The sequence below is a fragment of the Nitrospirillum amazonense genome, assembly GCF_029594735.1.
Classification (GTDB): domain Bacteria; phylum Pseudomonadota; class Alphaproteobacteria; order Azospirillales; family Azospirillaceae; genus Nitrospirillum; species Nitrospirillum amazonense.
This window is the reverse complement of sequence record NZ_JARPAF010000002.1, coordinates 2,636,239-2,659,121: the sequence shown is the minus strand read 5'-3', so window position 1 is coordinate 2,659,121 and position 22,883 is coordinate 2,636,239. Positions and strand designations below refer to the sequence as shown.

17 protein-coding genes are annotated in these 22,883 nt (G+C 68.2%); 13 read left to right on the top strand and 4 right to left on the bottom strand.

The window, feature by feature from the left end:
• Positions 1-41: 41 nt before the first annotated feature.
• Complete coding sequence (locus tag P5F91_RS18180) at positions 42-2,849, bottom strand: hybrid sensor histidine kinase/response regulator (protein ID WP_145611170.1); 2,808 nt, start codon at positions 2,847-2,849, stop codon at positions 42-44.
• Between the two features lie 316 nt (positions 2,850-3,165).
• Between P5F91_RS18180 and P5F91_RS18175 the strand changes: the two genes are divergently transcribed.
• Positions 3,166-5,139 (top strand): hypothetical protein, encoded by a 1,974-nt coding sequence (locus P5F91_RS18175; RefSeq protein WP_145611171.1) that lies wholly within the window; start codon positions 3,166-3,168, stop codon positions 5,137-5,139.
• Between the two features lie 186 nt (positions 5,140-5,325).
• Positions 5,326-6,399 (top strand): DNA polymerase IV, encoded by a 1,074-nt coding sequence (gene dinB / locus P5F91_RS18170; RefSeq protein ID WP_145611172.1) that lies wholly within the window; start codon positions 5,326-5,328, stop codon positions 6,397-6,399.
• 55 nt (positions 6,400-6,454) lie between these two features.
• Here dinB and P5F91_RS18165 read toward each other — a convergent pair whose 3' ends face one another.
• Entirely contained in the window at positions 6,455-7,162 is a 708-nt protein-coding gene (locus P5F91_RS18165; protein ID WP_277907790.1) for an alpha/beta fold hydrolase, read from the bottom strand.
• Positions 7,163-7,422: 260 nt separating this feature from the next.
• Here P5F91_RS18165 and P5F91_RS18160 point away from each other — a divergent pair, with 260 nt between their 5' ends.
• From P5F91_RS18160 to P5F91_RS18135, 6 genes are all read left to right on the top strand, one after another.
• Positions 7,423-8,043, top strand: coding sequence for a glutathione S-transferase family protein (locus P5F91_RS18160; RefSeq protein ID WP_145611174.1), 621 nt, complete (start codon positions 7,423-7,425; stop codon positions 8,041-8,043).
• A gap of 78 nt (positions 8,044-8,121) precedes the next feature.
• Positions 8,122-10,191 (top strand): 2Fe-2S iron-sulfur cluster-binding protein, encoded by a 2,070-nt coding sequence (locus P5F91_RS18155; RefSeq protein ID WP_277907789.1) that lies wholly within the window; start codon positions 8,122-8,124, stop codon positions 10,189-10,191.
• 21 nt (positions 10,192-10,212) lie between these two features.
• Positions 10,213-10,437 carry a hypothetical protein gene (locus P5F91_RS18150; protein ID WP_145611176.1) on the top strand — a complete coding sequence of 75 codons (225 nt, stop codon included), beginning with the start codon at positions 10,213-10,215 and terminating at the stop codon, positions 10,435-10,437.
• A gap of 14 nt (positions 10,438-10,451) precedes the next feature.
• Entirely contained in the window at positions 10,452-10,766 is a 315-nt protein-coding gene (locus P5F91_RS18145) for a hypothetical protein (protein WP_211106959.1), read from the top strand.
• On the top strand, positions 10,759-10,902 hold the full coding sequence (locus P5F91_RS18140; RefSeq protein WP_186454776.1) for a hypothetical protein: 144 nt from the start codon (positions 10,759-10,761) through the stop codon (positions 10,900-10,902). The genes P5F91_RS18145 and P5F91_RS18140 overlap by 8 nt, the downstream gene beginning before the upstream one ends.
• Before the next feature lie 25 nt (positions 10,903-10,927).
• Positions 10,928-11,818, top strand: a complete 891-nt coding sequence (locus tag P5F91_RS18135) for a LysR family transcriptional regulator (RefSeq protein WP_145611177.1) — start codon at positions 10,928-10,930, stop codon at positions 11,816-11,818.
• 4 nt (positions 11,819-11,822) lie between these two features.
• Here the strand turns inward: P5F91_RS18135 and P5F91_RS18130 are convergent, their stop codons facing one another.
• Positions 11,823-12,584, bottom strand: coding sequence for a FadR/GntR family transcriptional regulator (locus P5F91_RS18130; RefSeq protein WP_277907788.1), 762 nt, complete (start codon positions 12,582-12,584; stop codon positions 11,823-11,825).
• 189 nt (positions 12,585-12,773) lie between these two features.
• Here P5F91_RS18130 and manD point away from each other — a divergent pair, with 189 nt between their 5' ends.
• The 4 genes from manD to P5F91_RS18110 all read left to right on the top strand — a co-directional run bounded on the left by manD (position 12,774) and on the right by P5F91_RS18110 (position 19,496).
• On the top strand, positions 12,774-13,985 hold the full coding sequence (gene manD / locus P5F91_RS18125) for a D-mannonate dehydratase ManD (RefSeq protein ID WP_145611179.1): 1,212 nt from the start codon (positions 12,774-12,776) through the stop codon (positions 13,983-13,985).
• Between the two features lie 319 nt (positions 13,986-14,304).
• Positions 14,305-17,001, top strand: a complete 2,697-nt coding sequence (locus P5F91_RS18120; RefSeq protein WP_277907787.1) for a glycoside hydrolase family 2 TIM barrel-domain containing protein — start codon at positions 14,305-14,307, stop codon at positions 16,999-17,001.
• Positions 16,998-18,296, top strand: coding sequence for an MFS transporter (locus P5F91_RS18115; protein WP_277907786.1), 1,299 nt, complete (start codon positions 16,998-17,000; stop codon positions 18,294-18,296). The genes P5F91_RS18120 and P5F91_RS18115 overlap by 4 nt, the downstream gene beginning before the upstream one ends.
• Before the next feature lie 12 nt (positions 18,297-18,308).
• Entirely contained in the window at positions 18,309-19,496 is a 1,188-nt protein-coding gene (locus P5F91_RS18110; RefSeq protein ID WP_277907785.1) for a LacI family DNA-binding transcriptional regulator, read from the top strand.
• Here P5F91_RS18110 and P5F91_RS18105 read toward each other — a convergent pair.
• Entirely contained in the window at positions 19,493-20,917 is a 1,425-nt protein-coding gene (locus tag P5F91_RS18105) for a class I SAM-dependent methyltransferase (RefSeq protein ID WP_277907784.1), read from the bottom strand. The two genes, P5F91_RS18110 and P5F91_RS18105, sit on opposite strands and share 4 nt — an antisense overlap.
• Before the next feature lie 219 nt (positions 20,918-21,136).
• Here P5F91_RS18105 and P5F91_RS18100 point away from each other — a divergent pair, with 219 nt between their 5' ends.
• Positions 21,137-22,810, top strand: a complete 1,674-nt coding sequence (locus P5F91_RS18100; RefSeq protein WP_277907783.1) for a methyl-accepting chemotaxis protein — start codon at positions 21,137-21,139, stop codon at positions 22,808-22,810.
• Positions 22,811-22,883 lie beyond the last annotated feature (73 nt).

Here is a 22,883-nt window from a genome sequence, read left to right as displayed (position 1 = left end):
GTGGCTCCGGCCACGGGCTTTTTTGTCGTGGGGGCGAGGGCCTATGCCCTCAGCATCTCGCGGACCTTGGTGCCCAGGGCTTCCAGCGTGAAGGGCTTGGCCAGGATGTCCATGCCGGGCTGCAGGAAGCCGGCGCGGGCCGTGGCGTTCTCGGCATAGCCGGTGATGAACAGCACCTTTAGCCGGGGGCGGAACTGTCGGGCGATTTCCGCCAACTGGCGGCCGTTCATGTTGGGCAGGCCCACATCGGTCACCAACAGGTCGATGGCGCGCCGGGATTCCAGGTGGGGGATGGCGCCCCGCGCGTCGGGCGCCTCGATATGGCGGTATCCCAGGTCCTCCAGCACGTCGATGACCAGCATGCGCACCGTACTGTCATCTTCCACCACCAGCACCGTCTCCCCCAGCCCGGGCGGGGCGGCGGGCTCGGGCGGCGCCGCCTGCGCCTCTTCCGGCGGGGCCCGGCGCAGGGTCAGGGTGACGGTGGTGCCCTGACCGACCTCGCTGTCGATATGGACATGACCACCGGACTGGCGGGCATAGCCGTAGATCATCGACAGACCCAGGCCCGTGCCCTGGCCGATGGGTTTGGTGGTGAAGAAGGGGTCGAAGGCCTTTTCCCGCACCGAGGGCACCATGCCCGTGCCCGTGTCCGACACCTGGACCACGACATAATCGCCGGCGGTGCGCTTCTCTGCCCCGTCGCTGCTCTCGCCCAGGGTCTGGTTGGCGGTGGTGATGGTCAGATGGCCCCCGCCCGGCATGGCGTCACGGGCATTCAGCGCTAAATTCAGCAGCGCGCTCTCGAACTGGTTGGCGTCGGTCAGGGCCGGCCACAGGCTGGGGGCCAACCGCGTTTCCAGGGTGATGTCCGCCCCCAATGTGCGACGCAACACGTCGGCGAAATTGACGACCAGGGCGTTCACGTCCTGGGGCCGGGTATCCAGCGACTGCCGCCGGGCGAAGGCCAGCAGGCGATGGGTCAGGGCTGCGGCCCGCTGCACCGCCGTTGACGCCGCGTCCAGATAGCGATCCAGTCCTTCAGAGCGCCCTGCGTGTACCCGCCGGCGAATCAGCTCTACGGCACCCGAGATGCCCATGAGCATGTTGTTGAAGTCATGGGCGATGCCCCCCGTCAGCTGACCCAGCGCCTCCATCTTCTGCGCTTGGCGCAGCTGTTCCTCGGCGGCATGACGGGCGGTCACATCCATGGCCTCCGGTACGATGGCAATGACTTTCCCCGCCCCGTCGAGCACCGGCCGCAATGAGAAGTCGAAGATGTGCCGGCCAGCGGGCAGGTTGATGATGACCTCCCGCCGCACAGTGCGTCCCGCCCGCACCAGGGGCAGGGCGGTGCGCACCAGGTCGGGCATGCCCGGCGTGGCGGTGAACCACGGCGTCTCCCAGAAGGGCTTGCCCACCACGTCCTCTCGCCGCGCCCGGATGCCGGCCAGCGAGGTGGGGTTGGCGTCGAGCACGATGCCCTCGGGCGACAGCAGGCCCTGATGCTGGTAGCTGGTGTTGAAGACGGAGCGTAGCCGCGCCTCTGACCGCTCCAGGGCTTGGGCCTGTTCCCGCTCTCGCGTCACATCGCGGCCGGCGGCGTAGATCAGCCCGCCCTCCGGTGCCGCCACCCAGCCGATCCAACGATAGCTGCCATCGCGATGGCGGCAGCGGGCCTCGACGTTGTTCAGCGCCTCCCTTGAGGCGTGGGCCAGGGCCCTGGCCTTCAATTCGCAGTCGTCGGGATGCGTCAGGTCCAGATAGTGCTTGCCGATCAGCTCCTCGGGCTCCCAGCCCAGGATGGTGCGCCAGGCGGGGTTGGCGGCGCGGAATATCCCCTCGGGACTGATGACCAGCAGCAGGTCCTGGGCATTGTTCCAGGCGCTGTCCCGCTCCCGCGTGCGCTCCGCCACCTGGCGTTCCAGGGTTTCGTTCATATGGGCCAGTGCCTCGGCGGCGGCCTTCTGGTCCTCGATATCGGTGGTGGTGCCCAGCCAGCGCAGGATGGCGCCACTATCGTCACGGATGGGGACGGCGCGCGCCAGATGCCAGCGATAGATGCCGTCGGCCCGGCGCAGGCGGAACTCCGCCGTGTAGGTCCCGCCCGCCTTTACGGCGGCGGCCCAGCCTCCGGCGGCCCCGGCCAGGTCATCCGGATGGGTCACCCATGTCCACGCCTGGCCGTCCAGGGCGCCGGTGGGAGCGCCGGTATAGGCATAGGCATGCGGGTTGAACCAGTCGAGGTTTCCCTCCGGTGTGGCGGTCCACACCAGCGCGGGCATGGCTTCCGCCAGGGTGCGGAACTGGGCCTCGCTGTCGCGCAGGCGCTGCAGGGCCATCACGCGGTCCGTCGTCTCATCCACGATGCAGACCACGCCCTCCACCTCCCCCGCCTCGTTGCGCGCGGGGGAGTAGGAGATGTCGAAATAGACGGTCTCGATATAGCCCTTGCGCTCAATGCGGAAGGGGCGGTCCTTGGCCACCACCGTTTCGCCATTGCGCGCCTGTCGCAGCAGCGGCTCCAGATCGTCCCACAACTCCGTCCAATACTCACGGGCGGGGCGACCCAGGGCGTGGGGGTGCTTGTTGCCAATGGTGGGGGCGTAGGCGGCGTTGTAGAGGGCCACGAACTCCGGCCCCCAGAACATGACGATCTGGGCCTGGGCCGGCAGGATCAGGCTGACGGCGCCCTTCAGGGTGATCGACCAGCCCGCCACCGGACCCAGCGGCGAGGTGGACCAGTCCATGGTGCGCATCCGCGCGCTGATGGCGCAGTCGCCGTCCGGGAACGGTATGCCGCTCCGGCCATCCACCTCGTCCCGCACCGCCGTTCCCTTCCTCGCCATCCAACCTCACCCGCAAATCCGGCCCGCCCGGACTTTGCTCAGGCAGCAATTGCTCAGGCAGCAAACTAGGCTGAACAGCCTTGTCTTACAGGGTGGCTCCGTCAATCGCGCCGCTGGTGGCGGGCGAGCCCGTCTTTCGTCCTACGACGACGGCGGCGGGCCTAGCCCTTCGGCTGGGCAGGCATCTGCCGGCTTGAGCGACGGGGGAATAAATGTGATTAATGGAACGTTACCGCTAACATTGCTTCTTCCGAGTCCTGGAAATCGTTTTCACCCGGAAGATTGACCATAAAAATGAACGATAGGGAGTGAATCCATGAAACGAGCGTTCCAGGCTGCCGCCTGCGCCGCCTTGCTCAGCCTGCCGCTGACCGCCCTGCTGGCGCCGCCCACGGCGGCGGCCAAGGCGGCCCCATCGACCTACCAGAACTTCCGGGTAGCGATCTACATTGCTGTCACCAGCACCCGTCAACTGGCGGACAAGGCCACTTTCGACCGCGAGTTCGAGCGGGCGATGCGCCAGACCCATTTCAACAAGGTCTACCTTGAGGTCTACCGCAACCACGTCTTCGCCACCGACGAGGAGGTGACCCGCGTCAAGAAGTGGTTCGAGGAAAAAGGCGTGCAGGTGTCCGGCGGCATCACCCTGGCCGCGGGCGGCGAGGGCGGGCAGTTTGGCACCTTCGACTATGAGAAGCCCGCCGACCGCGAGGAATGCGCCAAGGCGGCGGCGCTGGCCGCCAAGCACTTTGATGACGTGATCCTGGACGATTTCTTCTTCTATGCCAGCAAGAGCGACGCCGACATCGCCGCCAAGGGCAACCGCAGCTGGACCCAGTACCGGCTGGAAACCATGCGGCAGGTGGCGCGCGACCTGGTGCTGAAGCCGGCAAAGGCGGCCAACCCCAAGGTCCGCATGATCATCAAGTATCCCAACTGGTATGAGCACTTCCAGGGGGCGGGATACGACCTGGAGCAGGAGTCCCAGGACTTCGACGCCATCTACACCGGCACCGAGACGCGCGACCCGGTGATCACCGACCAGCTGCTGCAGCAGTACGAGAGCTATGAGATCTACCGGTACTACAGCAACATCCGGCCCACCGACGCGAAAGGCGGGGTGGGCAACGGCGGCGGCTGGGTTGACACCTATTCCACCCTCTACGTCGACCGCTATGCCGAGCAGCTGTGGGACACGCTGTTCGCCAAGGCGCCGGAGATCACCCTGTTCAACTGGCGCCCCATGTCGGAGGCGGAGGCGGTGCAGCCGGGTGACCGCCAGGCCTGGGCCGGCCTGCCCACCAGCTTCCGCTGGCAGGAGATGATCTCAGGTTATAAGCCCGGTCCCCAGGCCAACGACCCCGGCCCCGGTTGGGGCCGCGCCGCCGGTTATGCGCTGGAGACGGTGGACAAGGATCTGGGCAAGCTGGGCAAGCCCATCGGCATCGCCAGCTACAAGCCCTACCAATCCTCCGGCGAGGATTTCCTGCACAATTACCTGGGCACCATCGGTATCCCGATCGAACTGTCGCCCAAGTTCCCCATCAATGCCGACGTGGCCCTGCTGACCCAGGCGGCGGCGCAGGACCCCAAGATCGTGGATGAGATCAAGGGTAACCTGGTGGCGGGCAAGACGGTGGTCATCACCTCCGGCCTGCTGTCCGCGCTCCAGGGGAAAGGCATCGAGGACATCGCGGAGGTGTGGGACACGGGCCGCAAGGTGGCCATCCACGACTTCATCAACGGCTACGGCGCCGGCAACGGCGACAGCCTGAACGACCCGGCGCATGACAACCCTCCCGTGCTGTTCCCCGAGGTGCACTACTACACCAACGACAGCTGGCCCATCATCCGCGGCGTGGCCAACGCCAAGGGCTTCCCCATCCTGCTGATGAACCGGTATTCCAAGGGCGTCCTCTATGTCCTGACCATGCCCGACAACCCGGGCGACCTCTACAACCTGCCCCAGGGCCTGGTGACCGAGATCAAGAAGTACCTGCAGCAGGACTTCCCCGTGCGCCTGGACAGCCCGGACCATGTCAGCCTGTTCGCCTATGACAACGACACCTTCGTGGTGGAGTCCTTCCGCGACCAGCCGGTGTCGGTGACCCTGTCGCTGCTGGGCCAAGGCGTGCACCTGCGCAACCTGTCCACCAACGCCGATATCGCCGCCGCGCCGGCGGTGGCGCCCAAGGACGGCAAGTTCCGGCGGGACAACGTGGCGGCCCGCACCGATTTCGGCGTGACGGTGCAGCCGCATTCCTACCAGGTATTCAAGATCGAGAAGTGAAGCGGCATACGCTGATGTTCCGCATGTGCTCGTGAGGCCGGCGACCGCCGGCCTCACGAGCGAGTACCGGAGGGCGCAGCGAGGATAGCCAAGGCCGCGGATGCGGCCGCCCGGCGCGTGAGGGAACAAATCAACTGTGATCTGTTCCCTTTCCGTTCATAGGTGATCTGCTAGGATGCCGGGGCCATGACCAGCCCCGGTATCCGCAAGATCATCCACGTCGACATGGACGCGTTCTATGCGTCGGTGGAACAGCGCGACAACCCGCATCTGCGCGGGCGGCCGGTGGCCGTGGGCTACGGCGCCAAGCGCGGCGTGGTGGCGGCGGCCAGCTATGAGGCGCGGGAATATGGCGTGCGCAGCGCCATGCCCTCCACCACCGCCTTGCGCAAATGCCCGCCGCTGATCTTCGTGCCGCCCCGGTTCGAGGTCTACCGCGCCATCTCCCGCCAGATCCGGGAAATCTTCGCCGACTACACCGACCTGATCGAGCCCCTGTCTCTGGACGAGGCTTATCTGGACGTGACGGAAAACCGCCGGGGCCTGCCCACGGCGACAGCCACCGCCACGGAAATCCGCGCCCGCATCAAGGCGGAGACGGGGCTGAACGCCTCGGCCGGCATTTCCTACAACAAGTTCCTGGCCAAGCTGGCCTCCGACCACCGCAAGCCCAACGGCCAGTTCGTCGTGCCGCCCGGCCATGGCGAGGCCTTCGTGGAAAACCTGCCGGTGGCCAAGTTCCACGGCGTGGGCCCGGTGACGGCGGAGAAGATGAACAGCCTGGGCATCCATACCGGCGCCGACCTGCGCCGCCAGACCGTCAGCTTCCTGCAGACCCATTTCGGCAAGTCCGGCCCCTGGTACCACGCCATCGCCCATGGCGAGGACCACCGGCCCGTGGTTTCCGACCGGCCGCGCAAATCCTCCGGCTCCGAAACCACCTTCCTGGAGGATTTGACGGAGCCGGCGGCGGTGGAGCAGGGCGTGCTGTCCATGGCGGACGAGGTCTGGGCCTGGTGTGAGAAGGCCCAGGCCTTCGGCCGCACCGTGACGGTGAAGATCAAGTACGGCGATTTCCGCCAGGCCACCCGCAGCCGTACCCTGGCGGCGCCCGTGGTGTCGCAAGAGTCATTGCGCGCCGTCAGTGTGGAACTGGTGCGCACCGTCTATCCCCTGCCCACGGGCGTGCGCCTGCTGGGGGTGACCGTTTCCAGTTTCGAGGCGTCCGGCCCGCCGGCGCAGCTGGAATTCGGGTTCTGACACCCGGCCCCGCCGCCCCCAGGCCCACCCCGGTCCCACGCGACGGCCGCCGGGGTCATCCGGCCAGGCTTCCCACCGCCTCCATGATGACCTGGGCCACGGCCTCCGGCATCGACAGCAGGGACAGATGGCTGGCCTTCAGTTCGGTGGTGCGGGCGTTCATCAGGCCGGCCAGCTTGCGCTGCAATTCGACGCTGACGATCCGGTCGTCGCCGGAAACGATGTACCAGCTGGGGCGGCTGGACCAGGCGGCCTCGGTGACCGTGTCGGTGAAGGTGCGGGCCGCCAGGGGCGGCTGCAGCACCGCCAGCAGCCTGGCCTCATCCTGCGGCAGGTCCTGGCCCACGTCCTGCACCCAGCCCTCGGCGCTGAGGGTCAGGAATCCGGCGCCGTCGTCGATGATCTTGGCCAGCGCCGGCGGCGGGGCATGCGCACCGACCAGGTCGCCGGTGCTCTGGCCCACGCCCGGCGCGAAGGCCGCCACATAGACCAGCGCCTTCACCTTCGGGTCGTTTCCGGCCTCGGTGATGACCGTGCCGCCCCAACTGTGCCCCACCAGCACGACCGGCCCGGGGATGGTGTTCAGCGCCCGCCGGGTCGCCGCCACGTCGTCGGCGAGGGAGGTGGTGGGGTTCTGGACGGCGACGACGCGCAAGCCCTTCTTCATCAGCAGGGGAATGACCTGGCGCCAGCTGGAGCCATCGGCCCAGGCGCCATGGACAAGCACGACGGTCGGGCTGGGGGAGGGCGGGGTGGATTCCATGGGCTTCAGCTCCTGAGTGAGACGACCCGTCGGGGGACGGTGGTCACATCTTCAGGGGCGGGGGTTGGTGCCGTATTGGAGAATGCGCGAGGCTTTGGAGGTTTGGCGGCCATATTTCGCCCCCCGGAAGGCCATCCCCATTATTACCCCACGTGTAATAATGAAGTGCCGAGATCGATAATTCTCAGCAGGGGGCGATTGGGCGACCCTGCGTTCGCGGATCGGGAATGACCCCGGTCCTGAACATCGGGAACCGGATCATGAAGCTCTATCACCATCCCTTGTCGGGCCACTCCCACCGGGCGCGCCTGTTTCTCTCGCTGCTGGCCGTGCCGCACGACTTGGTCGAGGTCGACCTGGCGGCCGGCGCCCACAAGAAGCCGGAGTTCCTGGCCCTGAACCCCTTCGGCCAGGTACCGGTGCTGGACGACGACGGCGTCGTCGTGTCGGACTCCAACGCCATCCTGGTCTACCTCGCCCGCAAGCTGGGACGCGCCGACTGGCTGCCCGAGGACGCGCAGGGCACCGCCGCCGTGCAGCGCTGGCTGTCGGTGGCGGCGGGTGAGGTGGCGTACGGCCCGGCGGCGGCCCGCCTGGTCACGGTCTTCGGGTCCAAGCACAACCCGCAAGAGGTAATCGCCCGGGCGCACGGCCTGCTGAAGAACCTGGAGTCCCATCTGGTGGGCCGGGACTGGCTGGTGGGCGGGGCGCCGACCATCGCCGACGTGGCGCTCTACAGCTACGTGGCCCGCGCCCCGGAAGGAAACGTCGACCTGTCGGGCTATCCCGGCGTCATCGCCTTCCTGCGCCGGATCGAGGCGCTGCCGGGCTTCGTGCCCTTCGTCGAGACGCCGGTGGGCCTGTCCGCTACCGCTGCGTGATCCCGTGGCACGGGCGCGCCACCAGGTGCGCCCGCCGGCCCAGACCGAAAGAGGTGGGCCAGACCGAAGGAGGTGGAAATGAGCGACACCGCATTGGCCAAGCTGGCGGTCTGGCATGCCGGCGAGAAGACCATCCAGGAGAAGGTCGGTGTGGCCGAGCGGATGGCAAGCGTGGGGCAGCGGGTGATCCGCGACTACATGCCCGACCAGCACCGCGACTTCTACGCCCAGATCCCCTTCATCGTGGCGGGCAGTGTCGATCCCGCCGGCGATGCCTGGGCCACGCTGCTGGCGGGACGGCCGGGTTTCATCACCTCCCCCACGCCCCGGTCGCTGGCGATCGACGCGCGGCCCGACCCCACCGATCCGGCGGCACAGGGCATTGGGGAAGGTCAGGCCATCGGCTTGCTGGGCATCGAGCTGCACACCCGCCGGCGCAACCGGGTGAACGGTATCCTGCGGTCCGGCGCCGGTCCCTTCCTTTTCCAGGTCGATCAGAGCTTCGGCAACTGCCCGCAGTATATCCAGCTGCGCGATTACCGTCTGGCGCGCGACCCCGCCGAGGTGTTCACCGGCCCGGTGCTGGAAGGCACCGAACTGGATGCCGAGGCGCGACGCATGATCGCGGCGGCGGACACCTTCTTCGTGGCGTCATACGCCGACCGGGACGACCGCCGCCAGGTGGACGTGTCGCACCGCGGTGGCAAGGCCGGCTTCGTCCGGGTGGCCGCGGACGGCACGCTGACCATCCCCGACTTCGCCGGCAACCTGTTCTTCGCCACGCTGGGCAACATCCTGGTGAACGGCAAGGCAGGGCTGGTGTTCATCGATTTCGAGACCGGCGACATGCTGCAGCTGACGGGCGACGCCCAGGTCATCCTGGACAGCCCAGAGGTTGCCGCCTTCCAGGGGGCGGAGCGGCTGTGGACCTTCCGCGCCCGGCGGGTGGTGCGGCGCCCGGGCGCCTTCGCCCTGCGCTGGGATTTCCAGGAGGACGGATGGTCCCCAAATTCCCTGATGACGGGCGACTGGGCGCAAGCCGCCGATCGTCTGCGCGCGGCGGACCTGGCCACGCGCTGGCGGCCGTTCAAGGTGACACGGATCGTGGATGAAAGCGCCGCTATCCGTTCCTTCCACCTGATGTCGGACGACGGCGCCGGCCTGATCCCGCATGAGGCGGGGCAGCACCTGCCCATCCGCCTGGCCCTTCCCGGCACGGACAAGCCGGCCATCCGCACCTACACCCTGTCGGTGGCGCCGTCCGACGCCGTCTATCGTATCAGCGTCAAGCGCGACGGCCTGGTCTCCAGCCATCTGCACGACCATGTCCGCGTGGGTGACGTCATCGAGGCGCGGGCGCCGGCCGGGGGCTTCACCATCGACGCCCGGCAGAAGCGGCCGGCCGTGCTGCTGGGCGCCGGCGTGGGCATCACGCCCATGCTGGCCATGCTGCGCCACGTGGTTTACGAGGGCCTGCGGACCCGCGGCATTCGCCCCACCACCCTGTTCCATGCCGCCCGGACCAAGACGGACCGGCCCTTCGAGGCCGAGGTGGCGGAACTAGTGGCGGCGGCCAAAGGTGCCGTGCGGGTCGTGCGGGTGCTGAGCGACGCCACCGGCGCGGCGGAGGGGGCCGATTACGAGGCCGCCGGGCGCATCGACATGGCGCTGCTGGGCCGCTTCCTGGCATTCAACGACTATGACTTCTACCTGTGCGGTCCGGGGCCCTTCATGCAGGCGATCTACGATGGCTTGCGCGGCCTGAACGTCGCCGATGAGCGCATCCATGCCGAGGCTTTCGGCCCTTCTTCCCTGGTGCGGACAGCCGACAAGGCCGCCGTCGCGCCACCGCCGCGTCAGCCGCCCGCCAGCGGCCCCGTGCCGGTGGTCTTCACCACCGCGTTGAAGGAGGCCCGCTGGACGCCCGGATCCGGCACGCTGCTGGAACTGGCGGAGGTGCGGGGCCTGAGCCCGGAGTTCAGCTGCCGCTCGGGCACTTGCGGCAGTTGCCGGACCAAGGTCCTCGCCGGGGCCGTGACTTACGTGAAGGAGCCAACCGCCCCGGTGGCCGAGGGCGAGGCGCTGATCTGCTGCGCCGTCCCGGCCGAGCAGCCCGAGGGCGCGGGCCCGCTGCAACTGGCCCTCTGATCCCGAACCGGAGATGACATCATGTTTTACCTGCTGATGCCGGAGGCCATGGACATGGCCGCCGAAGCCGCCCGGCTGACCCTCTGGCTATTGCACCGGCGGCTCGCCCGCCTCCGCTTCCTGCTTCGCGGCCCCGCCGCCGTCGGCGTCGACCTGCGGGGGACCCTGGCCAAGGGCGAGTTGCCGGCCACCTTGCGCGAGCGTATCGCGCTGGCAATCGCCGAAGGCCACGGCTGCGACTTTTGAAAGGGCATGGACCCATGACCGCCGACACGCTGGATGGGCGTGCGCGCCTGTCGATCGAACTGGCCCTGACCGCCGGCACCCCCGATCCCCGGCAGGACGCGGCTGCCCGCGCGCTGGGCATGTCGGGCGCGGAAATCGACGCCGCCCGCCAGGGCCGGAGCTTCGACGTGCGCACGTCCCTCGCCTTGGCGCTGGCGCTGGCGACGGAGGACCTGCGCCAGGACCGCCGCGCCAGGGCGCTCAAGGCCGGCATTCCCGAAGCGGCCTGTCGCGAAATCGAGGCCCTGGCGCGCCAGGCCGGTACCGGAGGAGGGCCTCGCCATGTGTGACGCCGACCAAGTGGATGACGGGGAAGAGAAGCCTCCGGCCCGTTGGGACGGGGCGCCGCCGCCGCCTGACTATTTTCGCGACATGATCATCCAGGATCCATGTACTTATGCGGAATTTCTGGCCCGGCTGATGTGAAGGCCGGGCGCGGGGGGAGGGTTTCATGGATCGCTGGCAGGCCATGCGCATCTTCGTGAAGGTGGCAGAGACGGAGAGCTTCGCCGAAGCGGCGCGCCATCTGCACCTGAGCGCGCCGGCGGTTACCCGCGCCATCGCGGCGCTGGAGGAAACCATCGGCGCCCGCCTGTTCGTGCGCACCACACGCTCGGTCAAGCTGACCGAGGCCGGCGGGCGCTATTTCGACGATTGCCGGCGCATCCTGGCCGACATCACAGAGGCGGAGGCTGCCGCCGCCGGGTCTTACGCCACGCCCTCGGGAATGCTGACCGTCACCGCGTCCTTGCTGTTCGGGCAGATGTACGTGCTGCCCATCGTGACGGACTATTTGGACGCCTATCCGGCCATGACGGCGCGCACCTTCTTCGTCGACCGCCCGGTAAACATTGTCGAGGAAGGGGTGGACGTGGCCGTCCGCATCGGTCGCCTGCCGGATTCAGGCTTCACGGCCATCAAGGTGGGAACGGTCCGCCGGGTAGTTTGTGGCGCGCCGGCCTATTTTGAGAAGCATGGCGTGCCCACCGCCCCGGCGGAGCTGAAGGATCACCGCATCGCCGTTTCCACCAGCGCCTGGGCCTCACCCGAATGGCGCTTCGCCGGCGATCAGCGGGTCGTCATCCATCCCACCCTGCACTGCAACACCAACGAGGCGGCGATCGCCACCGCCCAGGCCGGCTGGGGGCTGACGCGGGTGCTGCACTACCAGATCGGCCCGGCCTTGCTGGAGGGGCGCTTGCAGGTGGTGCTTAGCGAGTATGAGGAGCCGCCGCTGCCCATCCACGTGCTGTACGCCGAGGGGAGGCAGGCGCCGGCCAAGATCAGGGCCTTCGTCGATAGGGCGGTGGCCGCGTTGCGGGGCAATCGTTTACTGAACTGACGCCTCAAACGCCCGCGCGCCGGCGCAACTCGTCGCGCTTGGCCGCTACCTCGGCGCGGGCGCGCTGCACGGCCTCCATTTCCGTCGCCTCCAGCAGGCCTTCGATGACGCGGCCCAGATGGTCGCGCATGGCGGCGCGGGCGGCCTGAGGGTCGCGGGCGGCCAGGCTCTGCACGATGCGCTGATGTTCCTCCACCCGGGGGAGGTCGCCCGCGGTGCGGGCGCGTTCCAGCATGGCCATGCACAGCCGCGACTTGTAGCGCATGTCCCACAGCTGCTCGACCACGCCGACCAGGGCGGTGTTGCGGCTGGCCCGTGCGATGGTCAGGTGGAAGCGGCGGTCGGCCTGTTCTCCCACCGCGTTGCGCTCGTTCTCCTCCCCGATCTCGCGCAGCAGGGCGGCCAAAACCGCCAGCTCCTCATCGGTGATCGTAGTGGCGGCCAGGGCGGCCACCTCGCCCTCCACCAGGCGGCGCGCCTCGGTCAGCTCAAAGGCGCCGATGTCTAGTTCCGCCGCCGCCTCGCCGGCGGGCAACTGCTCCGTCACATAGATGCCGGAGCCATGGCGCGCCTCCACCAGCCCCAGGATTTCCAGGGTGATCATGGCCTCGCGTACCGTGGGGCGGCTGACATCGAACGTTTCCGCCAGATCGCGTTCCGAGGGCAGGCGCTGGCCGGTGGCGTAGACGCCCCGGCGGATGTCGGCGGCGATGGCATCGGCCACCTGGCGGTACAGGCGCTGGCCATTGGCGGGAAGGGGCAGCATGCGAGTGCTCTGACCAGATGTGGGGCGGAGGATGTCCAGAATAGGGCAGGGGACGCCCTGTCCGCCACCCCAATATCGACTTCTTGACAGGCCTCTGAGCCTATGGAAGACATAAGTGGTAAGACCAATTTACGGGCATTCCCAGGCCGTCCCGCCGGGGCCGTCCGATCCAGAGTAAAGGTTCGACCGATGTTGAAGATCAAGGACGCCCGGGTGGTGGTAACCTGCCCCGGCCGCAATTTCGTGACGTTGCGCATCGAGACGGCGGACGGCCTGTACGGGCTGGGCGATGCCACCTTGAACGGCCGCGAACTGGCGGTGGTCAGCTATCTCGCCGACCACGTCATCCCCTGCCTGATCGGCCGGGACGCCCACCAGATCGAGGACATCTGGCAATACCTTTACAGGGGGGCCTATTGGCGCCGTGGGCCTGTCACCATGTCGGCCATCGCCGCCGTTGACATGGCCCTATGGGACATCAAGGCCAAGGCGGCCAACATGCCCCTCTATCAGTTGCTGGGTGGCGCTTGCCGCACTGGCGTCATGGTCTACGGTCATGCCAACGGCCAGACCATCGAGGAGACGGTGGACGAGGCGTTGAAGTACCAGGCCTTAGGCTATAAGGCCATCCGCCTGCAGTCCGGCGTGCCGGGCCTGCCCTCCACCTACGGCGTTTCCGGCGACAAGATGTTCTACGAGCCGGCGGACGGCGCCCTGCCGACGGAGAACGTGTGGTCCACGGCCAAGTACATGCGCACGGTGCCCAAGCTGTTCGAGGCGGCCCGCCTGGCCCTGGGCGACGATGTCCACCTGCTGCACGACGTGCATCATCGCCTGACCCCCATCGAGGCCGGGCGCCTGGGCAAGAGCCTGGAGCCCTACCGACCCTTCTGGCTGGAGGATGCCACACCGGCGGAGAATCAGGAGGCCTTCCGCCTGATCCGCCAGCACACCACGACGCCCCTGGCGGTGGGTGAGGTGTTCAACACCATCTGGGACTGCAAGGACCTGATCCAGAACCAGTTGATCGACTATATCCGCGCCACGGTGGTGCACGCCGGTGGCATCACCCACCTGCGCCGCATCGCCAACCTCGCGGACCTGTACCAGGTCCGCACCGGCTGCCACGGCGCCACCGACCTGTCGCCCGTGACCATGGCGGCGGCCCTGCATTTCGACCTGTCCATCCCCAACTTCGGCGTCCAGGAATACATGCGCCACACGGCGGAGACGGACGCCGTCTTCCCCCACGCCTACAGCTTCAAGGACGGCTACCTGCACCCCGGCGACGCCCCGGGCCTGGGTGTGGACCTGGATGAGGGCTTGGCCGCCAAATACCCCTACAGCCGCGCCTTCCTGCCGGTGAACCGCCTGGAAGACGGCACTATGTACAACTGGTAAGGGCGGGTTTGGCTGACCGCCTTAATTTAATCCTGGAGGCCATGGTCTGACCACGGCGCGGTCATCCGGTTGATAGGCGTCATGTGGTATGACCACTATCCCGCTCCCTCCTATCCCACCCATCCGGCCACGCGGTTCCGCCAAGGTGCCGGACGGGTGGCTTCTTTCATTTGTCCCGTGTTCAGGTCACACCTTTCCACGGATCATGCGGCGGAAAACCGGTAGCCTTGACCACGCTGGCCGGTCGTGAGAGCCCCGGGGTGGCAGTCCCCGTGTCCGGCTTATGCCTAAGAAACAATGCCTTGAAGGAAGGAACCCCATGCCGACCCATGCCGCGCGCCGTCCGAGCCGCAAGCGCTCCCACGCCACCCTGGCGGTGGCAGCCGTCGCCCTGATGGCCGCCCCGATGGCCCGTGGGGCGCATGCCGCCGAACGGCGCGACCTGCCGCTCAGCGCGGGCTGGCAGTTCCATCAGGGCGACGTGCCATCGGGAAAGCAGGGGGGCGCCGACGCCGCCGGCTTCAACGACAAGGGCTGGACCACCGTTTCCCTGCCCCACACCTGGAATCACCTGGGCGGCACGGCGGAGCGCGGGCCCGACTATAACGCCACGCGCGGCGCCGGCTGGTACCGCCTGCGCTTCACCCCGCCGGCCGACTACGCCGGGCGGAAGGTGTGGCTGCAGTTCGACGGCGCCAGCATCAATACCGAGGTCTGGCTGAACGGCGTGAAGCTGGGCGTGCACAAGGGGGCCTTCGGCCGCTTCCGCTTCGATGCCACCGCCGCCCTGAAGCAGGGCAAGGTCAACGTGCTGGCGGTTCGCACCGACAATTCCAGCCCGGACGTGGCGGGATCGCCCACGGCGGAGGTCATTCCCATGTCGGGCGACTTCTTCCTGTTCGGCGGCCTCTACCGCCAGGTGTCGCTGATCGCCACCGACCCGGTGCACATCGACATGCTGGATTGGGGCGGGCCCGGCGTCTATGCCCATACCGCTGGCCTGGACGGTGCCGCGTCCATCGAGGTCAACAGCCGGGTGAAGAACGACGGCACCAAGGCCCAGCCGGTGGTGGTGAAGACCACCATCATCGACGCGACCGGCGCCACGGTGGCCAGCGACAGCCATCCCCTGACCGTTGCACCCGGCGCGCTGGAGGCGCCGGCGCAGACCCTGAGCGTGCCGAACCCCCACTTGTGGGACGGCAAGGCCGACCCCTACCTCTATCACGTGGTGACGCGCATCGAGACGACCGACGGCCAGCTGCTGGACCAGGTGACCCAGCCGCTGGGCATCCGCACCTTCCGCTTCGATCCGGACCAGGGCTTCTTCCTGAACGGCAAGCATATCGCCCTGCACGGCGTGTCCCGCCATCAGGACCGGCCGGGCAAGGGCTGGGCCATCAGCCCCGCCGACCAGGCCCAGGACATGGACATCATGCTGGACCTGGGCATCAACACCCTGCGCCTGGCCCATTACCAGCACGACCAGGCCATCTACGACCTGGCGGATCGGGACGGCGTGGTCGTCTGGGCGGAAATCCCCCTGGTGAACCGCACCGCGCCGGAGACGCCGGACGGGGACAATGGCATCACCACCCCCGCCTTCGCCGCCAACGCCGACAGCCAGCTGCATGAACTGATCAAGCAGAACTATAACCACCCCAGCGTCGTCACCTGGTCCATCGGCAATGAGGTGAACCTGATGGCGGCCAGCGGCCACGGCATCAGCAACGCCCGGCCGTTGCTGACCCAACTGAACAAGGCGGCGTATGAGCTGGACCACACCCGCCCCACCACCATGGCCGACTGCTGCGAGCCCTGGCCCGACGCGCCCAAGCCCGGCGTGGACGTGGTGGCGGAGATCACCGACCTGCTGGGCTACAACCGCTACCAGGGCTGGTACTACGACAAGCCGGAGGATCTGGGCCCTGTGCTGGACCGGCTGCACAAGCTGCATCCGCGCCTGCCGCTGTCGGTCAGCGAGTATGGCGGCGGCGGCGGCCTGACCCAGCATACCGATGAGGTGCAGACCGGCGTGGTCTACCCCAAGGGCCATTTCCATCCGGAGGAGCTGGAAAGCCGCCTGCACGAGATCTGGTGGGCGCAGCTGAAGGCGCGGCCTTACCTGTGGGGCACCTTCGTCTGGAACATGTTCGACTTCGCCAGCGACAGCCGGAGGGAGGGCGACATGGTCGACACCAACGACAAGGGCCTGGTGTCCTACGACCGCACGGTGAAGAAGGACGTGTTCTTCTTCTACAAGGCGGATTGGAGCGACCAGCCGGTGCTGCACCTGAACGGCCGCCGCTATGTCGACCGTGTCTATCCCGTCACCGATATCCAGGCCTACAGCAATGCCGCCGGCGTACGGCTGAGCCTGAACGGCCGCGACCTCGGCAGGGTGTCTTGCCCCGACCATGTCTGCCGCTGGCCGGCCGTGCATTTGGACGCCGGCGACAACGTCCTGACCGCCACGGCCGACATCAAGGGCCAACCGGTGAGCGACAGCATCACCTGGCGCTTCGGCGGCAAGGCGGACGAGATCCGCATCCGCGCCGGCGCCTCGGCCGGCCTGACCAGTGCCGCCGGCGCCCGCTACGGCTCCGACGCCTTCGTCACCGGGGGCGAACCGCATGACCGCAACCCCGGCCCCGAGACCGGCAAGCCGGACAAGGTCATCGCCGCGGCCACCGGCACGCCGGATCCCAAGCTGTATGAGACCTACCGCGAGGGCACCTTCACCTACCGCGTGCCGGTGCCGGCCGGCCGCTACCAGGTCACCCTGCGCTTCGCCGAGCCGGCGCTGGCGGCCGGTGCCCGCGTCTTCGACGTGGCCGCCAACGACCAGATGGTGGTCAAGCACCTGGACGTGGCGGCGGAGGCGGGCGGCGCCCTCAAGGCGCTGGAGCGCACCGTGACCGTCGAGGTGAAGGGCAAGGATGGCCTGGCCCTGGACTTCCGCCCCGTCACCGGCCAGGCGGTGGTGTCGGCCATCGACGTGGTGGCGGCGCGGTGAGCGTGGCCGTGAAGGACGCGGTGGCGACCCCGGGGGTGATCCCCCAGCCCCGGGGCCGCTACCGCTGGCTGATCTGTTTCCTGCTGTTCTCCGCCGTGGCGCTCAGCTACGTCGATCGGCAGGTGCTGGGGGTGCTGAAGCCGCTGCTACAGGACCGCTACGGCTGGACGGAAGTCGGCTACGGCACCATCGTCTTCTGGTTCCAGGCGGCCTACGCCAGCGGTTACCTGGTGTTCGGCCGGCTGGTGGACCGTATCGGCGCCCGCGCCGGCTACGCCCTGGCGGTGGGCATCTGGACCATCGCCCACATGGCCCATGCCGCCGCCGGTTCCGTCGCCAGCTTCGCCATTGCCCGCATCCCTCTGGCGCTGGGCGAGTCCGGCGCCTTTCCGGCCAGCCTGGCGGCGGTGGCGGAATGGTTCCCGCAGCGGGAACGGGCGCTGGCCATTGGCCTCACCAACGCCGGGGCCAATGTCGGCGCCGTCCTGACCCCCCTCATCGTGCCGGCGGTCACCCTGGCCTGGGGCTGGCGTGCCGCCTTCCTGGTCACGGGCCTGTTCACCGTGGTGTGGCTGGCGGCCTGGCTGGCCCTCTATCGCCGCCCGCGCGAGGTGGCGCGCCTGAGCCCGGGGGAACTGGCCTATATCGAGGCTGATCCCGTGCCGCCGCCGGTGCGCCTGCCGTGGCGGCGGGTGCTGGCGATGCGTGAAACCTGGGCCTACATCCTCGGCCGTTTCGTGATCGATCCGATCTGGTGGACCTTCCTGTTCTGGCTGCCCGACTTCTTTGCCAAGCGCTATGGCCTGGACCTCAGGGGCTTCGGCCCACCCCTGGTGCTGGTCTACATTCTGGCCGACATGGGCAGCGTGCTGGGCGGCTGGGGTTCGTCGCGCCTGCTGGCGCGGGGCATCGGGCTGAACCGGGCGCGCAAGACCGCCTTCCTTGTCTGCGCACTGGTGGTGGCGCCGGTGGCGCTGGCCATGGATACGGGCAGCCTGTGGGGGGCGGCCATCCTGATCGGCCTGGCCTGCGCCGGGCACCAGGGCTTTTCCGTCAACCTCTACGCCCTGCCATCCGACCTGTTCCCCCGCTGGGCCGCCGGATCGGTCATCGGCCTGGGCGGGGCGGCGGGCGGCATCGGCAGCATGGCCATGGCCCAGGCCGCCGGCTGGATCCTGCAGACCACCGGCAGCTACCGCCCCATCTTCCTGATGGCGGCCAGCGCCTATTTCGTGGCCCTGGCCTTGATCCATTGGATGACGCCGCGCTACGCGCCGGCGCACATCACGCGGTGAGGGATTTGTACTGTGGCTGACACCGATATCGAAAAACCCAAGGTGCGGCGGCGCAAGGCGCTTGCCGGCGACGGCCGGCTGGCGGCCCCGCCGGACGCTCCCCTGGCCATCCCCGCCTGGACTCTGGCCCGCGCCCCCACCATCAATGACGTGGCGCGCCTGGCCAAGGTGTCGAAGAAGACGGTGTCGCGGGTCATCAACCAGTCCCCTTACGTTCACGATGCCACCCGCGCCGTGGTAGACGCGGTGGTGGCCCGCATCGGTTATGTGCCCAGCCCCCAGGCGCGCGGCCTGGCCATCAACCGGTCCTTCCTGCTGGGCCTGATCTACGACAACCCCAACGCCCAATACATCGTGAACGTCCAGGGCGGCATCCTTGAGGCCTGCCATCGCGAGGGCTTTGAGCTGGTGGTCCATCCCTGCCGCCAGGTGGCGCCCGGTTTCCTGGCGGAGGTGAAGACCTTCGTGCAGCGCCAGAACCTGGATGGCGTGATCCTGGTCCCGCCTTTGTCTGAGGACGCGGCCCTGGTCGCCCTGCTGCGTACCATCGGCTGCCGCTACATGCGCCTGATGTCGGTGCCGTTGGACGAGCCCACGTCCATGGTGCTGCACACCGACCGCACCGGTGCCGCCGAGGTGGGTACCCACCTGGCCCAACTGGGTCATACCAGGGTGGCCCTGATCACCGGGCCCCAGCGCTACCGCTCCACCCACGAACGGCGGGAGGGCTTCCTCGGCGCCCTGGCCGAGCATGGCGTGACCGTGCCGGATCACTGGATCGTGGAGGGGCTCTACACCTTCGAGACCGGGGAGAAACGGGGCATGGAGCTGCTGTCCCCGGCCGACCGTCCCACGGCCATCTTCGCCAGCAATGACGAAATGGCGGCCGGCGTCTACAAGGCGGCCTACCGCCTGGGCATCAGCATCCCGCGCGACCTCACCGTGGTGGGCTTCGACGACACGCCCCTGGCCTCACGTATGTGCCCGGCGCTGTCCACCGTCCGCTTGCCCATCCATGACATGGGCCGCCTGGCGGCCGACCGCCTGATCGGCCGCATCAACGACGGCGATGCGGGAAAGGCCCAGCCCATCACAGTGACCCCGCGCCTGGTGGTGCGGGAATCCTCCAGCGCGCCGGCACAGAGTGTGGTCGCTTCAGGTGGGATCAGCTGGAGCGTGGATCACACCACAAAACTCTAGAACTCGGCCCCCGGCAGGTCCACGGGCAGGTTGGCGGTGTCGGTCAGGGTGACGCGCAGGGCGCCGGACAGGGACGGGGCGGCCAGCGCCACCTCCTGCTGGCCCTCGGCCCGGGCGGCGGCCAGGGCTACCTGGTTGAAGCGGCGCACGCTGTCGCTGTCGGCGTCCACCCGGGCGCCATCCACCACCGGGCGGATATATTCCGCGCCCACCAGCACCTGCAACGCCTGGATCTGGTCGGCCGCCGCCCAGTCGTTCAGCGGCGGCACACCCACCAGATCGTCGAAGGTGGTGGCGCCAGCCGCCAGCCGGTCCAGCAGCGGGTTGAAGATGCCCTCGTGCAGGGCGACGTCGCCGAAGGACCGGGGCACCACCATGGGGCAGTCGGCCCGCCGGCGGGCCAGGGTGTAGCGTGTGGCGCGATGGGCGGCGATCAGGTCGTTGATGTTCAGGGGCGCCAGGTCGCAGGCATAGATGTCGCGGCGGAACTGACGGTTCAGGGCCATGTCGCGCACCCCCTCGCGCAGCAGCGCGTTCGGCATGGCCGCCATCAAGGCGCGCGGCTTCTCCGGCACGGCCAGCAGGGGGACGTTGTCGGCGTGGGTGCCGGACCCGATGAAGCCCGCGCCGTGGTTGGCCATGAAGGTCGCGATCTCCTTGTGATAGAAGACGCGCCAGTACTCGTTCAGGTACTCGTGCACGATATAGCTGGCGTCCAGCGTCTCGATGGCCTGCAACTGCTGTTCAATGGCGGGGTTGGATTCGAAGTACAGGGCGCCTGTGTCCGCCATCTGTCGCAGAAAGGCGCGCACCTTGCCCACCCGCTCCTCCACCGTGCCGGTGGTGACGGCGTAGGCGTCCACCATCAGGGCGCGGATGGGCATCTTGCCGGCCCAGCCCGGCTGGCAGTTATAGCTGGCGTAGACGATGCCGCCGGGCTTCAGCCGGCGGCGGATGACGGCCCCGATCTCTCGCCGCACCGTCTCGCTGACCCAGCTCATGATGCCGTGCATGACGATGAAGTCGCAGTCGGCGATGGGCCCATCCTCTTCCGTCGCCAGGTCCTGGAAACTGGCGGCGCTGAAGCTGGCGTTGGTGATTCCGGCGGCGCGGCGCAGGTTTTCAGCACTGGTGATGTGCACGGGATTGAAATCCACGCCCATGAACTGCCCCTGGGGGAACAGGCTGGCGAACAGCGTGGGGCTATAGCCATGGCCGCAGCCCAGATCAAGGTAGCGGAAGGGGCGGTCCAGGCGCGGCGCCTGATAGCCGCACTGCAGGGCGGCGTAGGCGATCGAGGCCGGGTTCAGTTCCTGATAATAGCGGCGCAGGTAGGCGATGCCCGTCACATAGCGGTGAACGTCGTCCTGCACGATGCCTTCGGGCGTGCCGCCGCCGGGGATGGCCTTGTTGCCGCTCATCGACCCTGGTCCTTTGCACTTATGTCGGTCCTTGGCGCAGACCTTGGCCCCAGGCGGCCCCGCTGTCGAGAGTAAAAGGGGGGTCGTGATTCAGAATGCGGTTGAAACATGGCCGATGGGCGGATTCGCCGCATCACATCAAAGGGTAACAGAGCGCTTATAAGCTGCGACCTTCAAGGTTGAATTACTGCGCGCTCGATAGCATTTACGGTGAATTTTATGAATCTCGCCCTCCGCCCCAAGTTGTTGGCCGCATTCGGTGGCCTGTTACTGCTGACCATCGCCATCAGCCTGCTGTCGTTGTGGCGGATCGGCACGATCAACAGCGCCGCCACGGAAATTCGCGATGTCTGGTTGCCCTCGGTGGACGCCGTGGGCGACATGAAGGCCTTCACCGCCCGCCAGCGCATCTCCGCCGGCCGGGTCGTGGCGGCGGGCGACGACAAGGCGCGGGACGAGGCCATCAAGCTGTATGGCAAGCAGACGGCCGATCTGAACGCGGCCGTGGCGCGGTTCGAGGCCGTGGGCCAGACGGGCGAGATGGCGGCCCTGTACGCCAAATACCAGGCCTTGCGCGGCCCGTACGAGGCCAGCATGGCCTCCGTGTTCGAAACCGCCAAGCAGAACCACGAGCAGGCGGAAAAGGCCATGAACGGCGAGATCGTGGCCGTCTTCCGCAAGGTGCAGGAATCGCTGGAAGCGCTCAGCGCCTATGATCGCGCCGGTGCCGCCAAGGCCAACGACGTGGTGCAGTCTGCCTACACCCACGCGCTGTGGAGCATATCCGTCTTCGCCCTGGTGGCGGTGCTGGTGTCGGTGGGCGCCGTGCTATGGCTGGACCGTGACGTGGTGCAACACCTGGCGCGCCTGGCCGGCGTGATGCGCCGTCTGGCGCAGAAGGACTATGGCTTCACCCTGGACGCTACCAGCCGGCGGGACGAGGTGGGCGACATGGCGCGCGCCGTCGACGTGTTCCGCACCAGCATGCGCCAGGTGGATGAGCTGGCCGCTACCCAGGCGGCGGAGGCGGCGGCCAAGACCGAGCGGGCCAACCGGGTGGACGCGCTGGTCCAGACCTTCGACACCGATGTTGCCCACACCTTGCAATCGGTCACCCAGGCCTCCAGCGGCCTGCATGAGACGGCGGAGAACCTGACCCGCATCGCCGACACCGGCGCCCGCGACGCGGTGGCGGTGGCCGGCGCCTCCGAACAGGCGGCCGCCAACGTCCAGACCGTGGCCGTGGCGGCGGAGGAACTGGGCGCCAGCATCGGGGAGATCGGGCGCCAGGTTTCCGTTTCCGCCACCATCGCCGCCAAGGCGGTGGCGGAGGCGACGCGCACCAACGTCGCCGTGACCAGCCTGACGGAAGCCGCCCAGCAGATCGGCGCCGTCGTGGCACTGATCAGCGACATCGCCGGGCAAACCAACCTGCTGGCCCTGAACGCCACCATCGAGGCGGCGCGCGCGGGTGAGGCGGGCAAGGGCTTCGCCGTCGTGGCCAGCGAGGTCAAGGCCCTGGCCAACCAGACCGAACGGGCCACCAACGACATCCGCCAGCAGATCGAATCCATGCAGGCTGCGACCGGGGAGGCGGCCGGCGCCATCGCCGCCATCGGCCAGACCATCGCCGAGATCGACCACATCACCACCACCATCGCCGCGGCGGTGGAGGAACAGGGCGCCGCCACGCAGGAGATCGCCCGCAACGTGGCCGAGGCTGCGCGCGGCACCAGCGAGGTCAGCGCCGGTATGAACGGCGTGCGGCAGGTGGCGGGCGAGACCGGCACCGTGGCGGGGGAGGTCCTGATGGCCGCCGACGACCTGTCGTCCCAGGCCGATGGACTGCGCACCCGCGTCTCCACCTTCCTGGCGGCCCTGCGCGCCGCCTGATGGGTGCGGGCTGACCGAAAAGGGTCTCTTGCGGGATGGCCGGTCTGGGTGGAATGGTTGCGCCCACAGATAA

What these genes read in the sequence shown, in the direction of transcription:
- P5F91_RS18145 (WP_211106959.1), top strand. Translation starts at nt 10,452, where the DNA reads ATGACCGCCGACACGCTGGATGGGCGTGCGCGCCTGTCGATCGAACTG.
- P5F91_RS18180 (WP_145611170.1), bottom strand. Translation starts at nt 2,849, where the DNA reads ATGGCGAGGAAGGGAACGGCGGTGCGGGACGAGGTGGATGGCCGGAGC.
- P5F91_RS18160 (WP_145611174.1), top strand. Translation starts at nt 7,423, where the DNA reads ATGAAGCTCTATCACCATCCCTTGTCGGGCCACTCCCACCGGGCGCGC.
- P5F91_RS18130 (WP_277907788.1), bottom strand. Translation starts at nt 12,584, where the DNA reads ATGCTGCCCCTTCCCGCCAATGGCCAGCGCCTGTACCGCCAGGTGGCC.
- P5F91_RS18175 (WP_145611171.1), top strand. Translation starts at nt 3,166, where the DNA reads ATGAAACGAGCGTTCCAGGCTGCCGCCTGCGCCGCCTTGCTCAGCCTG.
- manD (WP_145611179.1), top strand. Translation starts at nt 12,774, where the DNA reads ATGTTGAAGATCAAGGACGCCCGGGTGGTGGTAACCTGCCCCGGCCGC.
- P5F91_RS18105 (WP_277907784.1), bottom strand. Translation starts at nt 20,917, where the DNA reads ATGAGCGGCAACAAGGCCATCCCCGGCGGCGGCACGCCCGAAGGCATC.
- P5F91_RS18120 (WP_277907787.1), top strand. Translation starts at nt 14,305, where the DNA reads ATGCCGACCCATGCCGCGCGCCGTCCGAGCCGCAAGCGCTCCCACGCC.
- P5F91_RS18165 (WP_277907790.1), bottom strand. Translation starts at nt 7,162, where the DNA reads ATGGAATCCACCCCGCCCTCCCCCAGCCCGACCGTCGTGCTTGTCCAT.
- P5F91_RS18150 (WP_145611176.1), top strand. Translation starts at nt 10,213, where the DNA reads ATGTTTTACCTGCTGATGCCGGAGGCCATGGACATGGCCGCCGAAGCC.
- P5F91_RS18155 (WP_277907789.1), top strand. Translation starts at nt 8,122, where the DNA reads ATGAGCGACACCGCATTGGCCAAGCTGGCGGTCTGGCATGCCGGCGAG.
- P5F91_RS18100 (WP_277907783.1), top strand. Translation starts at nt 21,137, where the DNA reads ATGAATCTCGCCCTCCGCCCCAAGTTGTTGGCCGCATTCGGTGGCCTG.
- P5F91_RS18140 (WP_186454776.1), top strand. Translation starts at nt 10,759, where the DNA reads ATGTGTGACGCCGACCAAGTGGATGACGGGGAAGAGAAGCCTCCGGCC.
- dinB (WP_145611172.1), top strand. Translation starts at nt 5,326, where the DNA reads ATGACCAGCCCCGGTATCCGCAAGATCATCCACGTCGACATGGACGCG.
- P5F91_RS18135 (WP_145611177.1), top strand. Translation starts at nt 10,928, where the DNA reads ATGGATCGCTGGCAGGCCATGCGCATCTTCGTGAAGGTGGCAGAGACG.